This is a genomic window from Phenylobacterium sp. (genome assembly GCF_035539035.1).
In the GTDB taxonomy this organism is placed as follows: domain Bacteria; phylum Pseudomonadota; class Alphaproteobacteria; order Caulobacterales; family Caulobacteraceae; genus Phenylobacterium.
Map to the genome: position 1 here is coordinate 168526 of NZ_DATLJI010000012.1, position 13866 is coordinate 182391.

The 13866-nt window shown below is 72.4% G+C and carries 15 protein-coding genes; 8 read left to right on the top strand and 7 right to left on the bottom strand.

Translation table 11 applies throughout. The features are described from left to right. The first annotated feature begins 44 nt into the window (after positions 1–44). Positions 45–1271 carry a pyridoxal-dependent decarboxylase gene (locus VM685_RS06105; protein ID WP_325459234.1) on the top strand — a complete coding sequence of 409 codons (1227 nt, stop codon included), beginning with the start codon at positions 45–47 and terminating at the stop codon, positions 1269–1271. On the opposite strand, the gene hemW is transcribed toward VM685_RS06105, so the two are convergent. Next, the gene (gene hemW / locus VM685_RS06110; protein ID WP_325459235.1) at positions 1268–2416 is read right to left on the bottom strand and encodes a radical SAM family heme chaperone HemW; all 1149 of its coding nucleotides are present in this window, start codon (positions 2414–2416) and stop codon (positions 1268–1270) included. The genes VM685_RS06105 and hemW overlap by 4 nt on opposite strands. Continuing rightward, positions 2413–3012, bottom strand: a complete 600-nt coding sequence (gene rdgB / locus VM685_RS06115; RefSeq protein WP_325459236.1) for an RdgB/HAM1 family non-canonical purine NTP pyrophosphatase — start codon at positions 3010–3012, stop codon at positions 2413–2415. Before rdgB ends, hemW begins: the two co-directional genes overlap by 4 nt. A gap of 373 nt (positions 3013–3385) precedes the next feature. Between rdgB and VM685_RS06120 the strand changes: the two genes are divergently transcribed. After that, positions 3386–3913 carry a DUF2975 domain-containing protein gene (locus tag VM685_RS06120; RefSeq protein WP_325459237.1) on the top strand — a complete coding sequence of 176 codons (528 nt, stop codon included), beginning with the start codon at positions 3386–3388 and terminating at the stop codon, positions 3911–3913. Further along, positions 3913–4152: a helix-turn-helix transcriptional regulator gene (locus VM685_RS06125; protein ID WP_325459238.1), complete on the top strand. Its 240-nt coding sequence runs from the start codon at positions 3913–3915 to the stop codon at positions 4150–4152. Before VM685_RS06120 ends, VM685_RS06125 begins: the two co-directional genes overlap by 1 nt. 286 nt (positions 4153–4438) lie before the next feature. Here the strand turns inward: VM685_RS06125 and rph are convergent, their stop codons facing one another. Further along, positions 4439–5155, bottom strand: coding sequence for a ribonuclease PH (rph, locus tag VM685_RS06130; protein WP_325459239.1), 717 nt, complete (start codon positions 5153–5155; stop codon positions 4439–4441). Positions 5156–5235: 80 nt separating this feature from the next. Between rph and hrcA the strand changes: the two genes are divergently transcribed. From hrcA to dnaN, 3 genes are all read left to right on the top strand, one after another. Continuing rightward, positions 5236–6336 (top strand): heat-inducible transcriptional repressor HrcA, encoded by a 1101-nt coding sequence (gene hrcA / locus VM685_RS06135; RefSeq protein WP_325459240.1) that lies wholly within the window; start codon positions 5236–5238, stop codon positions 6334–6336. A 20-nt stretch (positions 6337–6356) separates the two neighbouring features. Further along, entirely contained in the window at positions 6357–6977 is a 621-nt protein-coding gene (gene grpE, locus VM685_RS06140; RefSeq protein ID WP_325459241.1) for a nucleotide exchange factor GrpE, read from the top strand. Between the two features lie 199 nt (positions 6978–7176). Beyond that, positions 7177–8295: a DNA polymerase III subunit beta gene (gene dnaN, locus VM685_RS06145; protein ID WP_325459242.1), complete on the top strand. Its 1119-nt coding sequence runs from the start codon at positions 7177–7179 to the stop codon at positions 8293–8295. 6 nt (positions 8296–8301) lie between these two features. Here dnaN and VM685_RS06150 read toward each other — a convergent pair whose 3' ends face one another. Together VM685_RS06150 and VM685_RS06155 are read right to left on the bottom strand one after the other, a co-directional pair. Beyond that, positions 8302–8793 carry a hypothetical protein gene (locus tag VM685_RS06150; protein ID WP_325459243.1) on the bottom strand — a complete coding sequence of 164 codons (492 nt, stop codon included), beginning with the start codon at positions 8791–8793 and terminating at the stop codon, positions 8302–8304. Between the two features lie 74 nt (positions 8794–8867). After that, complete coding sequence (locus VM685_RS06155; RefSeq protein WP_325459244.1) at positions 8868–9170, bottom strand: zinc-finger domain-containing protein; 303 nt, start codon at positions 9168–9170, stop codon at positions 8868–8870. Positions 9171–9252: 82 nt separating this feature from the next. On the opposite strand from VM685_RS06155, the gene VM685_RS06160 reads away from it, so the two are divergent. Continuing rightward, positions 9253–10206 carry an ABC transporter ATP-binding protein gene (locus VM685_RS06160; RefSeq protein ID WP_325459245.1) on the top strand — a complete coding sequence of 318 codons (954 nt, stop codon included), beginning with the start codon at positions 9253–9255 and terminating at the stop codon, positions 10204–10206. Positions 10207–10210: 4 nt separating this feature from the next. Here VM685_RS06160 and VM685_RS06165 read toward each other — a convergent pair whose 3' ends face one another. Further along, positions 10211–10756: a GNAT family N-acetyltransferase gene (locus VM685_RS06165; RefSeq protein WP_325459246.1), complete on the bottom strand. Its 546-nt coding sequence runs from the start codon at positions 10754–10756 to the stop codon at positions 10211–10213. Between the two features lie 79 nt (positions 10757–10835). On the opposite strand from VM685_RS06165, the gene mutS reads away from it, so the two are divergent. Further along, the gene (gene mutS, locus VM685_RS06170) at positions 10836–13526 is read left to right on the top strand and encodes a DNA mismatch repair protein MutS (protein ID WP_325459247.1); all 2691 of its coding nucleotides are present in this window, start codon (positions 10836–10838) and stop codon (positions 13524–13526) included. Here mutS and VM685_RS06175 read toward each other — a convergent pair. Continuing rightward, positions 13507–13839 (bottom strand): hypothetical protein, encoded by a 333-nt coding sequence (locus VM685_RS06175; RefSeq protein ID WP_325459248.1) that lies wholly within the window; start codon positions 13837–13839, stop codon positions 13507–13509. The two genes, mutS and VM685_RS06175, sit on opposite strands and share 20 nt — an antisense overlap. Between the last annotated feature and the right edge of the window lie 27 nt (positions 13840–13866).

Below are 13866 nucleotides of genomic sequence, written 5' to 3' on the forward strand. Positions count from 1 at the left end.
GGGCGCTAAGATCGCCCACCAAGAACGAGGAAAGGGAGGAGCCCATGCGCAGGGCGCTGCCGAAGGTCGGTCGCGACTGGCCGGCCGTGAAGGCCGAGATGCTGGGCTACGCGTCGGGCGACGTCCGCTGGCGGGAGGGCAAGACCGCCGTCTACGTCTTCAACGCCGGCGCCGACGTGGAGCAGGTGCAGAAGGAGGCCTACGTCCTCTTCATGAGCGAAAACGGCCTGGGGCCGGCCGCCTTCCCGAGCCTGAAGCGGATGGAGGAGGAGGTGACGGGCTTCGGCCTGGAGCTGTTCCATGCGCCCGAGGACGCGCGGGCGACGATCACCTCCGGCGGCACGGATTCCATCACCATGGCGGTGAAGGCGGCCCGCGACTTCGCCCGGAAGAAGAGGGGCGTGACCGGTCCGCTCAACATCGTCCTGCCACGCTCAGCCCATCCTGCGTTCGACAAGGCCTGCGCCCTGATGGAGATCGAGGTCCGGCGCACGCCGCTGAAGGACTACCTCGCTGATCCCGCCGCCATGGCCGAGGCCGCCGACGCCGCCACGGTGATGATCGTGGGCTCGGCGCCCAACTTCCCCTACGGCCTGATCGACCCGATCGGGGCGCTCTCCGACCTCGCCGTGGCGCGGGACCTGTGGCTGCACGTGGACGCCTGCGTCGGCGGCTACATGGCGCCCTTCGTGCGGATGGACGGGGCGGACATCCCGCCGTTCGACTTCGAGTTGTCCGGCGTCCGTTCGATGTCGGCGGACCTGCACAAGTACGGCTACTGCGCGAAGGGCGCCTCGACGGTATTCTTCCGCTCCGGCGAGCTGCACGAGCTGATGGTCTTCGACGTCCGCAACTGGCCGGGCGGGCGGATGGTGACGCCGACGCTGGCCGGCACCCGCCCCGGTGGGGCGATCGCCGCGGCCTGGGCGGTGATGAACTTCCTGGGCGAGGCCGGCTACCGCCGGAAGCACGCGCTGGTGACCGAGGCGCGGGAGCGGATCGCGGCGGGCGTCGAGGCTCTGGGTTTCACCGTGCTGGGCAAGCCGCAGCTCGGCATCCTGGCCTTCACCCGGGCCGACGCGGACTGCGTGGCGCTCTGGGCGAAGCTGCGCGAGCGCGGCTGGTTCACCGGCGTCACCACCGAGCCCAAGAGCCTGCACCTGATGCTCTCCCCGATCCACGCCGAGGTCGCCGACGCCTACCTCGCCGACCTGAAGTGGGCGCTCGAGGGCTCGCCCGCCGCCGCGGGCGTCGAGGCGCGCTATTCCTAGGTGAGCAGGGCGCGGGTGACCGCGTCCAGCACGAGCCGGCCGGCCGGGGTGGCGCGCAGGCGCTGCGGATCGTCGGCGAGCAGGCCGAGCTCCACGAGCTCCGCCACCTTGGCCGTGGGCAGGTCCAGGACGGCGACCTCGTCGCGGCCGACCCCCTCGGCGATGCGCAGGCCCGACAGCACGCGCTCCTCGGCGGCCTCGACGGGGCTCAGGGCCTCGCGGCTCTCGAAGCCGAAGCCGGTCTCGGCCACCCGGGCGATGTAGTCGGCGGGCCTGGCGGCGGCCACCGTCGCCTCCCGGCCGGCCGACGAACCGATGCGGCCATGGGCCCCCGGGCCTGCGCCCACATAGTCGTGGCCGCGCCAGTAGACGAGGTTGTGCCGCGAACGGGCGCCCTCGCCGCGGGCGTGGTTGGAGACCTCGTAGGCCGTGAAGCCCAGGCCCTCCAGGACCTCCTGGGTGAGGTCGAAGAGCTGTGCGCCCGTCTCGGCGTCCACAGGCGTGATCCGCCCCCGCCGCACGGCCCGGTCGAAGGCCGTGCCGCTCTCGATGGTGAGCTGGTAGGGGGAGACGTGCTCGGCGCCGAGGTCCACGGCCGCGCGCAGCTCGGCCGCCCAGGCCTCGGGCGCCTGGCCGGGCCGGGCGTAGATCAGGTCCACCGAAAGCCGCGGAAAGGCGCTCGCCGCCGTCCGCGCCGCGCGGATCGCCTGGGCGGCGTCGTGGTTGCGGCCAAGGAAGGCCAGCGCCTCGTCGTGCAGCGACTGCAGTCCGAGCGACAGGCGGTTCACCCCGGCGTCGGCGAAGGCCGCGAAGCGGGCGGCCTCGGCGTCCGTGGGATTGGCCTCCAGCGAGACCTCCAGGTCCGGCGCGGGCGTCCAGAGCCGGGTGGCCGCCGCGACGATCTCCGCCGCCCAGACCGGATCCATCAGCGAGGGTGTGCCGCCGCCGAAGAAGACCGAGGTGAGCGTCCGCGGGCCGGTCAGGGCTCGCTGGGCCTCCAGGTCGGCGACGATGGCCCGGGCGAGCGCGGCCTGCTCGACCGTGCGGCCCCGGTCCTTGAAGACGTTGAAGTCGCAGTAGGGGCAGATGCGCGCGCAGTAGGGCCAGTGGACATAGACCCCCAGCGGCGGCGCCGGCGTGGTCACAAGAGCGCCGCCTTCAGCTTGGCGAACGCCCGGGCGCGGTGGCTCATGCCGTCCTTCTCCTCGGGGGCCATCTCGCCGAAGGTCCGATCGTGGCCCTCCGGGGTGAAGATCGGGTCGTAGCCGAAGCCCCGGTCGCCACGCGGCGGGAAGCTCAGCGTCCCGTCCACCCGGCCCTCCACGACCACGGCCGGGCCGTTCGGCCAGGCGACGGCGAGCGCGCAGGTGAACCAGGCCGAGAAGTCCTCGGCGCCCGCCTCCTCCAGCCGCGCCTCGACCTTGCGCATGGCCACGGCGAAGTCCTTGCCCGGCCCGGCCCAGCGGGCCGAATAGATCCCCGGCTGCCCCTCCAGCGCCGTCACCGACAGGCCGGAGTCGTCGGCCAGCGCCACGAAGCCGCTGGCGTCGGCCGCGGCGCGGGCTTTCAGCAGCGCGTTGCCGACGAAGGTGGTCTCGGTCTCGTCCGGCTCGGCCAGGCCGAGCTCGCCCGCGGTCACCAGTTCGAAGCGGTTGTCGAGGATCTCGGCGAGTTCGCGCGCCTTGCCGGGGTTGTGGGTGGCGACCACCAGCCGCGCGCCGGGCTCCAGCTTCAGGGCCATGCGTATGCTCCAAGAGGGTTCGGCCGCGGACCATAGCGCCGGGCGGCCCTGTTGCATTGCGAAAGTTTAATATCGTTACTCGATATTCATTTGATCGAGAAACGATGCGGCCATATCGTTATTCACATCGGGACGGGCAACCCGCCCCACCAACCTCGCTGCAGCGCAGCATGAAATGGAGATGTGAGATGTCGGCTTCGATGATGTTCCTGGACCGGATCGCCCTGACCTTCTTCGTGGCGCTCGCCGCCACCCCCCTGCTGGCGGTCGCCGCCGGCGTCGCGATCTAATAGGCTCCGCCCAGATGGGGTTCGCCCGACCCGCTCCGGCCCGGCACGAGGGCCGGACGGGCTTCGGCGGAGGAGGGGTGAAGATGCGCGCGCTTGGACCTGGATCGGTTTCCAGCTTCCTGAAGATCATCCTCGACGTGGTGTTCGTGGCCCTCTGGATCACCCTGGGCGCCGTGACCCTGGCGCTGCTGGCCGCCCTCCTGTTCAGCTTCAATCCCAGCCTGCTGCTCTCCTCGATCCGCTCGCCCGACGCGGCCGAGCTGGTCGCCCGCGGCCCGCTGTTCGCCGGCATGCTGTTCGCCTTCGGCCTCTCCGTGGCGGGCGTGCTGGTCATCGTCCATTCCCTGCGCCGGATCTTCGTGACGCTCACCGCCGGCGACCCCTTCCATCCGGACAACGTCGGGCGCCTGCGCCTGATCGGCGTCATGCTGGCCGCCCTCGAGCTTGGCCGCTACGCCGTCTGGGGCATCTCCTCCTGGGCGCCGCTGGTCGACCGGGTGGAGCCCAACTTCAGCCTCACCGCCTGGTTCTCGGTCCTCGTGGTCTTCGTCCTGGCCGAGGTGTTCCGCGAGGGCGCCCGCCTGCGCCGTGAAGCCGAGCTGACCATCTGATGCCCATCCGCGTGCACCTGGACCGCGTCCTCCTCGAGCGGCGCATGTCCCTGACCGAGCTCGCCGACCGCGTCGGCGTGACCATCGCCAACCTGTCGATCCTCAAGACCGGCAAGGCGCGGGCGGTGCGGTTCTCGACGCTGGCGGCGCTCTGCCGGGAGCTGGACTGCCAGCCCGGCGACCTCCTGCTCTACGAGCCCGGCCCCGACGACGCGCCGACCGACGACGAGGAGACGTAGCTTGCCCATGTTGCGGCGCACACACACCGCTGCGCCAAAGTGACGCCCGACCGGCGCTCGGGCGCGCAATTCCTTGAACGATGAAATGGACGCTCTTATATGCACTGCAGCAATGCACCTCCCCGCATTGCAGCAGAGGAGTGTCGACCCATGTGGGCGAAGATCGAACGCTTCCTGGACGCCATGTTCGCGCCGCTGGCGCGCGAGCTCGGCCGGCTGCCGCCGCAGGCGGTGCGCGGCCTGTTCGGCGGCTTCTGAGGAAGAAACGGGACGTGCGGGCGGCTGGCTAGCCGCCCGTCGCCTGCCTTTGCATCACCACCAGCTCGCCGATCCCCTTGCGGGCCAGGCTGAACAGCGCCTCGAACTCGGCTTCCGAGAAGCCACGCTTCTCGCCGGTGGCCTGAATCTCCACGATGTCCCCGTTGCCGGTCAGCACGAAGTTGGCGTCGGCCTCCGCGGTGGAGTCCTCCTCGTAGTCGAGGTCGAGCACCGGCGTGCCGGAGAACACCCCGCAGCTGATCGCCGCCACCTGGTCGAGGATCGGGTCCGTCGTGATCAGCCCCTCGTCCAGCAGGTAGCGCGTCGCCATCCTGAGCGCGACCCAGGCCCCGGTGATCGCCGCCGTGCGCGTGCCGCCGTCGGCCTGGACCACGTCGCAGTCCAGCGTGATCTGCCGTTCGCCCAGCGCCTTCATGTCCACCACAGCGCGCATCGAGCGGCCGATCAGGCGCTGGATCTCCTGGGTGCGGCCCGACTGCTTGCCCTGGGCGGCTTCGCGCCGGCCGCGGGTGTGGGTGGCGCGGGGCAGCATGCCGTACTCGGCCGTCACCCAGCCCTGGCCGCGGCCGCGCAGGAACGGCGGCACGCCCTCCTCCAGGCTCGCCGTGACCAGCACCTTGGTGTGGCCGAAGCTCGCCAGGCACGAGCCCTCCGCATAGCGGTTGACGCCGGTCTCCAGCGTCACGGGGCGAAGCAGGTCGGGGGCGCGCTCGGACGGACGCATGGTCGGGGAACTCCTTGGACCCGTCCGGCGTCTTGCGCGGACGGAGGTCGCGCTTATCCTAGATCGGATAGGTCCAGTCCATGGGCGCAGTCAGAGCACAGCCGCAAGCCGACGTGACCAGTCCCTTCCTCGCCCGCGGGCCCTCGCTGGCCGAACTCGACGAGCGCGCGCGGGACATCTTCCGTCGCATCGTCGAAAGCTATCTCGAGACCGGCGAGCCCGTGGGGTCGCGCACCCTCTCGAAGAGCGGCATCACCCTCTCTCCCGCCTCGATCCGCAACACCATGCAGGACCTGACCCAGCTCGGCCTGCTGGGGGCCCCGCACGTCAGCGCCGGCCGGCTGCCGACGCACGCCGGCCTGCGGCTGTTCGTGGACGGCCTGCTGGAGGTGGGCGACGTGGCCGAGGAAGAGCGCCGCTCCATCGAGGCCCGTCTGCGCGCCCACGGCCGCAACTTCGAGGACGCGCTGAACGAGGCCTCGGCCATCCTCTCCGGCCTGGCCGGCGGGGCGGGCGTGGTGGTGACGCCGATCCGCGACGCCGGCGTCAAGCACGTGGAGTTCGTCTCGCTCGGCGTCGAACGGACGCTGGCGATCATGGTCTTCGAGGACGGCACGGTGGAGAACCGGCTGATCCGCCTGCCGGCCGGGGTCACCCCCTCGGCGCTGACCGAGGCCGCCAACTTCCTGAACGCCCGCCTGCGCGGCCGCACGCTCGCCGAGGCCAAGGCCGACCTGCGCCAGGACCTGGAGCGCGCCCGCCGGGAGCTGGACGAAACCGCCGCGCGCCTGGTGGAGGACGGCCTCGCCGCCTGGGGTGGGGGCGACGACGACGAGCGGGCCCTGATCGTCCGCGGCCGGGCCAACCTGCTGGAGACGCGCGAGGCCGCCGACGACCTGGAGCGCGTCCGCTCGCTGTTCGAGGATCTGGAGCACAAGGAGCAGCTCATCCAGCTGCTCGACGGCGTGCGCGATGGCCAGGGCGTGCGCATCTTCATCGGCGCGGAGACCCGGCTGTTCTCGCTTTCGGGTTCCGCCGTGATCGCCGCGCCCTATATGACGGGGTCCCAGCGGGTGCTCGGCGCGATCGGGGTGATCGGGCCCGCCCGACTGAACTATGCCCGGGTCATTCCGTTGGTGGACTACACCGCCCGCGTGCTTGGCCAGGTGATGAACGCGTAAGAGAGAGCAGCCAGACAGACATGTCCGAAGACAAGACGCCCGCCGAAGAGGCGGAAGCGCTCGCGGCCGACGCGGCGGTGGACCAGATCGAAGCCCTGAAGGCCGAAACCGCCGCCCTCAAGGAGCAGGTGCTCCGCTACGCCGCCGACATGGAGAACACCCGCCGGCGCGCCGAGCGCGAGGCCAACGACGCCCGGGCCTACGCCATCCAGAAGTTCGCCAAGGACCTGCTGGCCGCCGCCGACTACCTGGCCATGGCCACCAACCACGCACCGGCCGACCACGCCGACAGCGTGGTGAAGAACTTCGTCGTCGGCGTGCAGATGACCGAGAAGGAGCTGCAGGCCGCCTTCGAGCGCAACGGGCTGAAGAAGATCGACCCGAAGAAGGGCGACCGGTTCGACCCGCACAAGCACGAGGCCATGGCCGAGCAGCCGGCCGAGGCGGGCGTGGCGCCCGGCGCGATCCTGCAGGTGATGCAGCCGGGCTATGAGCTCCTGGGCCGCCTCGTGCGCCCCGCCACCGTGGTGGTCGCGGCGAAGTCGGCCGGCGCGGCCCCGGGCGGCGACGGCGGCGCCAACCCCTACGCCGCCAACGACGAAGGCCAGGGCGGTGGCGGCTCGGTGGACACGCGGGCCTAGAATCCTCCCCTAGCCGGAGGGGGATCGGCTCACGCGCCGCCCTCCTCCCGCCGGGTTCGGCGTCAGAGGTGTGGAAGGCGCCCGAACGTGCCTCCCCGCCTCTTCCCCGGCCCACGAAAATGACTAATGTCGCAGGTCCCTTCCTGTCGGGGGCGCCGGGCGAGATTCGCCCGGGCGCAATGAGGTCCGGGACTAAGGCATGAAGCTGACGATCGAGCGGGCGGCGCTCCTGAAGGCGCTGGGGCACGTGCAGAGCGCCGTGGAACGGCGCAACACCATCCCCATCCTGTCGAACGTGCTGCTGTCGGCCGAGCGCGACCGGCTGACCTTCTCGGCCACCGACCTCGACATGGAGATCATCGACGAGGCCATGGCCCAGGTGGACCAGCCCGGCCAGATCACCGCGCCCGCCCACACCCTCTACGAGATCGTCCGCAAGCTGCCCGAGGGCGCCGACGTCTCGCTGTCGTTCACCGGCGAGGACCCGCGCCTGACGGTCGCCGCCGGCCGCTCGCGCTTCAACCTGCCGGTGCTGCCGGCGGGGGATTTCCCGGTGATGTCCTCGGAGGGCCTTTCGGGCCAGATGACCGTCGACGTCACCGACCTGATCCGCCTGATCGACAAGACCCGCTTCGCCATCTCGGCGGAAGAGACCCGCTACTACCTGAACGGCCTCTACCTCCACACCGTCTCCGAGGGCGGCGCGCTCAAGCTGCGCGCGGTCGCCACCGACGGCTCGCGGCTGGCGCTGGCCGAGATGCCGGCGCCGGAAGGCGCGGCCGGCATCCCGGGCGTGATCGTGCCCCGCAAGACCGTGGGCGAGGCCCGCCGGCTGCTGGACGACGCCGGCGAGAACGTCGAGCTGCAGATCAGCCCCCAGAAGGTCCGCTTCGACCTGAACGGCGCGGCCCTGACCTCCAAGGTCATCGACGGCAACTTCCCGGACTACGGGCGCGTCATCCCCAAGGACAACAACCGCACGGTCATGGTCGACGCCAAGCTGTTCGCCCAGGCCGTGGACCGGGTGGCGACCATCTCGGCGGAGAAGAGCCGCTCGGTGCGCATGGCCATCGAGCCGGGGCGGGTGGTGCTGACGGTCCGCAACATGGAGGCCGGGCAGGCGGTCGAGGAGCTGGAGATCGAGTACGACGGCGAGCCGTTCGAGCTCTCCTTCAACGCCCGCTACCTGCTGGACATCACCGACCAGATCTCCGGCGAGGCGGCCGAGCTGCGCTTCGGCGGCCCCAACGACCCGGCCCTGGTCCTCGACCCGGGCGATCCGGACGTCCAGTACATCCTGATGCCGCTTCGGGTCTGACGGCGCTCACCGCGCGCGGCGATAGGTGAAGTCGAAGCTCGGGCCCCAGGTCCGTCCGCCGTCGCGGCTCTCCTCGCCGAGCTGCCGGACCGAGCCGTCGGCGCCCGACGTATAGGTCATCCGCACGGTCCGCGGCCGCCCGTCCGGCCAGTCGCCGGTCAGCACCATGGCCTGGCCGGTCCAGCCGCCGCGGAACTCCACCCATTCGCCGTCCTTGCCGACCCACGCCTGCCGCCAGCCGGGGTCGGCGGGGACATAGGCGCTGAGGCTGCCCCCGCCGCCCCCCTTCTTCGGCATCCAGTTCTCGCGGATCGCGCAGCCGTCGTAGAGCCGCTCGATCAGGCTCTCGGCCACCACGCGGTTCTGGGCGGTGGGCGTCACCTGCCAGCGCCCGACCCAGAAGTCGAACTGCCCGCGCTCGGGCGTGGCGCAGGCGCCCTGCGCGAACGCGGCGGCCGGCGAGGCGAGCAGCGCGCCGGCGATGAGGATCCTGATCATGCGGGGCAGGCTAGGCCGCGGCCCGGCCGGTCGCCATCGCCGTGCGGCGAGCGCGCCTGCGCCCGCGACGGACGTCAGTGCCCGTGCGGGCCCTCGTAGACGCCGGGGGCGAGTCGCTCGTCCTCTGGGCCTTCCGAGCCCGCAGCCAGGACGAAGCGGCGGTCGCAGTAGGGACATTCCACGAAGGTGGCCTCGCCCATCTCCAGATAGACCCGCGGGTGGCCGAGCGCGCCGCCGACGCCGTCGCAGGCCACGCGGCCCGAGCGGACGGTGATCACTTCCGGCGCGGGCAGGTCGGGCGTCAGCGCCGGGCGGGCCGGCGCGGGCTCGGGACGGGACTGGGCCTCGGCGCCCTTGTTGCGGACTCGGCGAGCCATAAGCGGGACCTCTCATTGCCGCGACCGCGGCGCGCGCTTAGGTACGGGATCACGGCTTTCGCCGTCAATCGAATGGACGGGCATGGACCTCCCCAAGTACGCGATCGAGGCGAAGGGTCTCATCAAGACCTACGCCGCCACCAAGACCACGCCGGAGATGCGCGCCCTGAAAGGGATCGACCTGGCCATCCCGCGCGGCTCGATCTTCGGCCTGCTGGGACCGAACGGGGCGGGGAAATCCACCTTCATCAACATCCTGGCGGGCCTGACGAAGAAGACCTCCGGCTCGGTCAGCATCTGGGGCCGCGACATCGACGAGCGGCCCAGGGACGCGCGCGCCGCCATCGGCGTGGTGCCCCAGGAGATCGCCGCGGACCCCTTCTTCACGCCCCGGGAGGCGCTGGAGGTGGCCGCCGGCATGTACGCCGTGCCGCCGAAGGAGCGCCGCACCACCGAACTGCTCACCGCTCTGGGCCTCGCCGACAAGGAGAAGGCCTACGTCCGCCAGCTCTCCGGCGGGATGAAGCGCCGGCTGATGGTCGCCAAGGCCATGGTCCACAACCCGCCGGTGCTGATCCTCGACGAGCCCACCGCCGGCGTCGACGTGGAGCTCCGCCGCCAGCTCTGGAACTATGTCGTCGAACTGAACCGCAAGGGGGTGACCATCGTGCTCACCACCCACTACCTCGAGGAGGCCGAGGAGCTCTGCGACCAGATCGCGATCATCAACCGCGGCCAGGTGGTGGCCTGCGAGCCGACGCCCCGGCTGCTGGCCCGCATGGACACCCGCAAGGTGCTGGTGACGCCGGTGGAGCCGCTGACCGATGCGCCCGCGCTTCCCGGCTTCGAGACCCATCCCACTAAGGCCGGCGGCTTCTCGGTGAGCTACCGCACGGGCCAGTCCAGCGTCGAGCAGGTGCTGGCCGCGATCCGCGCCGCGGGCCTGCACATCAAGGACATCTCCACCGAGGATCCGGATCTGGAGGACGTGTTCGTCAGCCTCACCTACGCGGCGGAGGAGGCGGCGGAGATCTAGCCGCCTAGCCCGTCACCGCCCGGATGTCGTCCCAGCGGTAGGCCACCTCCCACAGGAGCGCGCCGCCCGGGCCGGGCTCCCGGCGCGCGGGCTCGGCGACCCCGCCGAGGTGCTCGTAGAAGCCGCGGGCGTGGAAGTTCTCGCGCAGCACCGAGATCATCAGCGACCGCGCGCCCTGGTCGCGCAGCGCCCGCGCCGTGCGGGTCAGGAGCTCGCGTCCGACGCCGCGGCCCTGCGACGGGCGCAGCACATAGAGCACGGCGATCTCCGCCTCCCCCTCGATCCCGCGCCGCGACGGCCCGCCCGAGGCGTAGCCCACCAGGCCGAAGCGGTCGGCGGCGGCCAGCGTCAGCGGCCCGTCGGGTCGGGTGAGGTCGCGGCGGAAGCGGCGCGCGAAGCCCGGCTCGCTCATCCGCGCCAGGAAGGCGTCGGGCAGCAGGCCCCGGTAGGTCTCCCGCCAGCTCGCGACGTGGACGTGGGCGAGCGCCTCCGCGTCGGCCGGGCCGGGCGGGAAGATCAGCGCTGCGGACGCTCCACGGGCCTGCGTCATCCATCCACAGCTTGGGACCAAGGGGCGCACGGTCAAGGGCTCCCGATTAGTGATTCGTTAAGCTAGCGTCCCCCGTTCCATGAACGCGCCCGCTCCCATAGCCACGCCCGATCCCGCCGCCGGCGCCTCGCCGGTCATGGCGCAGTTCTTCGAGGCCAAGGCCCGCCAGCCGGACGCGCTGGTGTTCTTCCGGATGGGCGACTTCTACGAGCTGTTCTTCGAGGACGCCCAGAAGGCCGCCGCGGCGCTCGGCATCACGCTCACCGCCCGCGGCCAGCACGCCGGAAACCCGATCCCCATGGCCGGGGTGCCGGCCCACGCCATGGAGGCCTATCTCGCCAAGCTGGTCCGCGCCGGCTTCAAGGTGGCGCTCTGCGAGCAGATGGAGGACCCCGCCGAGGCGAAGAAGCGGGGCTCCAAGTCGGTGGTGCGCCGCGACGTCGTCCGCGTGGTCACGCCCGGCACGCTCACCGAGGACGGCCTGCTCGACGCCCGCGGCGCCAACCGCCTGGCCGCCGTGGCGGTGCGGGCCGGCGCGGCGGCCGTGGCCTCGGTGGAGCTCTCCACCGGGGAGGTCGAGGTGCTGGCCACGAGCGTCTCGGGCCTCGCCTCCGCCCTCGCCGCCCTCGGCCCCTCCGAGATCCTGGTCCCCGACCGGCTGTTCTCCGACGAGGCCGTCAACGTCGCGCTGAAGGCGGCCGGCGGCTTCGTCCAGCCCCTGCCCCAGGCGCTCGCCGAGCCCGCCGCCTCCGAGGCCCGGCTCAAGCGCCTCTACGGCGTGGAGACCCTCGACGGCTTCGGGACGCTCACCGGCGCGGAGGTCGCGGCGCTCGGGCTGATCGCCGCCCATCTGGAGACCACCCAGGCCGGCCGCCTGCCGGCGCTGTCGGCCCCCCGCCGCGCCGGCGAGGCCGACGTCATGGCCATCGATCCGGCCACCCGCGCCAGCCTGGAGATCGAGAAGGCCCAGTCCGGCGGCCGCGACGGCTCCCTGCTCTCGGCGATCGACCGCACGGTCACGGCGCCCGGCGCGCGCCTGCTCGCCGCCCGCCTCGCCCGGCCGCTGCTGGACCCCGCCGCCATCGACGCCCGCCTCGACGCGGTGGCCTGGTTCTGCGAGCAGCGCGGCCAGCGCCAGCGCCTGCGCGAGCAGCTGAAGGGTCTGGGCGACATGGCCCGGGCGCTCTCCCGCCTGGCGCTGGGCCGCGGCGGCCCGCGCGACCTCGGCTGCCTGCGCGACGGCCTGGTGGCCGCCGAGGCCATCGTCGCCCTCTTCGCCCAGACCCGCGATCCGCTGGTCAATCCGCCGGCCGAGATCGCCAGCGCGCTCGCCGCCCTCAACCCGGACCTGCACGCCGACCTGCTGGCCTTCCGCGACCGGCTCTGCCGGGGCCTCGGGACGGACCTCCCGGCGCTGGCCCGCGACGGCGGCTTCGTGGCCGCAGGCGTGCGCCCCGAGCTCGACCAGGCCCGCGCCCTGCGCGACGACAGCCGCAGGGTGATCGCCCAGCTCGAGGCCCGCCTCGCCCAGGAGAGCGGCGTGGCGCTGAAGGTCCGCCACAACGCCGTCCTCGGCTACTTCGTGGAGACCACCGCCAAGGCGGCCGAGCCGCTGATGGCCGCGCCGCTGAACGCCACCTTCATCCACCGCCAGACGCTCGCCAACCAGGTGCGCTTCACCACCGTCGAGCTCGCCGAGCTGGACGCCAAGATCGCCCAGGCCGCCGAGCGGGCGCTGGCCATCGAGCTGGAGACCTTCGAGGCCTGGCGCGCGGCCGCCTGCGAGGTGGCGCCCGCCATCCAGGCCGCCGCCGAGGCCGCCGCCCGCCTGGACGTGGCCGCCGCCTGCGCCGAATGGGCCGACGACGTGGGTGCGAGCCGCCCGGTGGTCGACCGCTCCACCGCCTTCGAGGCCGAGGCCGCCCGCCACCCGGTCGTGGAGAGCGCCGTCCGCCGGGCCGGCGAGGCCTTCACCCCCAACGACTGCCGCCTGGACGGGGCGGGCGCCGGCGGACCCCGGCTGTCGATCGTCACCGGCCCGAACATGGCGGGTAAGTCGACGTTCCTGCGCCAGAACGCGATCCTGGCGGTGCTGGCCCAGGCCGGCTGCTTCGTGCCCGCGAAACGCCTGCGCCTCGGCGTCGTCGACCGGCTGTTCAGCCGCGTGGGCGCCGGCGACGACCTCGCCCGCGGCCGCTCGACCTTCATGCTGGAGATGGTGGAGACCGCCGCCATCCTCACCCAGGCCACCCCGCGCAGCCTGGTCATCCTCGACGAGATCGGCCGCGGCACCGCCACCTACGACGGCCTGGCCATCGCCTGGGCCTGCGCCGAGGCCCTGCACGAGGTGAACCGCTGCCGGGCGCTGTTCGCCACCCACTACCATGAGCTCGCCGTGCTGGAGGGCCGGCTGGCCTATGTCGCCAACCTCAGCCTGCGGGCCAAGGAGTGGAACGGCGACCTGATCTTCCTGCACGAGGCGGGTCCCGGGCCCGCGGACCGCTCCTACGGCGTGCAGGTGGCGAAGCTGGCCGGCGTGCCGCCCGCCGTGGTGGCCCGGGCCAAGGACGTGCTGGAGCGCCTGGAGCGCGAGGCCGGCGCCCCCGCCCACCTCGAGGACCTGCCCCTCTTCGCCGCCGTCGCCGAGCCGGCCCCCGGCCGCCTCGGCCCGAGCCCCGTCGAGGAGGCGCTGAAGGCCCTGGACCCCGACGGCATGAGCCCCCGCGAGGCCATGGACGCCCTCTACAAACTCAAGGGCCTGCTGGCCTAGGCTTCACCCGCCGCGCGACGCCCACCTTGTTGGCGGGCCTGCGGCGCTTGAGTTTCACCACCACCGGCGCGCTGGTGCGGGTCAGTTTGCGGAGTTTCTGCTTCTGCTCGACCTTGGCCTGCTCCTTGGCGCGCAGGTCCGGCTTGCGCGGGGTGAGGCCGTGTTTCCTGCGGGCCAGCTCGTCGCGGGCGGCGCTCTCGCCCGTGCTCTGGGCGGTGCGGCCCTTCGCCTTCAGCTTCCGGGACGGCGAGACGTAGCCGTTGGCGTTCCAGCCCGTCAGGGTGGAGCCGCCGCGATAGCCGCCTTTGGTCATGTCCGGGCCGGAGTGCGCATGGGGCGG

What these genes read in the sequence shown, in the direction of transcription:
- VM685_RS06105 (WP_325459234.1), top strand. Translation starts at nt 45, where the DNA reads ATGCGCAGGGCGCTGCCGAAGGTCGGTCGCGACTGGCCGGCCGTGAAG.
- rdgB (WP_325459236.1), bottom strand. Translation starts at nt 3,012, where the DNA reads ATGGCCCTGAAGCTGGAGCCCGGCGCGCGGCTGGTGGTCGCCACCCAC.
- VM685_RS06120 (WP_325459237.1), top strand. Translation starts at nt 3,386, where the DNA reads ATGCGCGCGCTTGGACCTGGATCGGTTTCCAGCTTCCTGAAGATCATC.
- VM685_RS06125 (WP_325459238.1), top strand. Translation starts at nt 3,913, where the DNA reads ATGCCCATCCGCGTGCACCTGGACCGCGTCCTCCTCGAGCGGCGCATG.
- rph (WP_325459239.1), bottom strand. Translation starts at nt 5,155, where the DNA reads ATGCGTCCGTCCGAGCGCGCCCCCGACCTGCTTCGCCCCGTGACGCTG.
- hrcA (WP_325459240.1), top strand. Translation starts at nt 5,236, where the DNA reads ATGGGCGCAGTCAGAGCACAGCCGCAAGCCGACGTGACCAGTCCCTTC.
- grpE (WP_325459241.1), top strand. Translation starts at nt 6,357, where the DNA reads ATGTCCGAAGACAAGACGCCCGCCGAAGAGGCGGAAGCGCTCGCGGCC.
- dnaN (WP_325459242.1), top strand. Translation starts at nt 7,177, where the DNA reads ATGAAGCTGACGATCGAGCGGGCGGCGCTCCTGAAGGCGCTGGGGCAC.
- VM685_RS06150 (WP_325459243.1), bottom strand. Translation starts at nt 8,793, where the DNA reads ATGATCAGGATCCTCATCGCCGGCGCGCTGCTCGCCTCGCCGGCCGCC.
- VM685_RS06155 (WP_325459244.1), bottom strand. Translation starts at nt 9,170, where the DNA reads ATGGCTCGCCGAGTCCGCAACAAGGGCGCCGAGGCCCAGTCCCGTCCC.
- VM685_RS06160 (WP_325459245.1), top strand. Translation starts at nt 9,253, where the DNA reads ATGGACCTCCCCAAGTACGCGATCGAGGCGAAGGGTCTCATCAAGACC.
- VM685_RS06165 (WP_325459246.1), bottom strand. Translation starts at nt 10,756, where the DNA reads ATGACGCAGGCCCGTGGAGCGTCCGCAGCGCTGATCTTCCCGCCCGGC.
- mutS (WP_325459247.1), top strand. Translation starts at nt 10,836, where the DNA reads ATGAACGCGCCCGCTCCCATAGCCACGCCCGATCCCGCCGCCGGCGCC.
- VM685_RS06175 (WP_325459248.1), bottom strand. Translation starts at nt 13,839, where the DNA reads ATGACCAAAGGCGGCTATCGCGGCGGCTCCACCCTGACGGGCTGGAAC.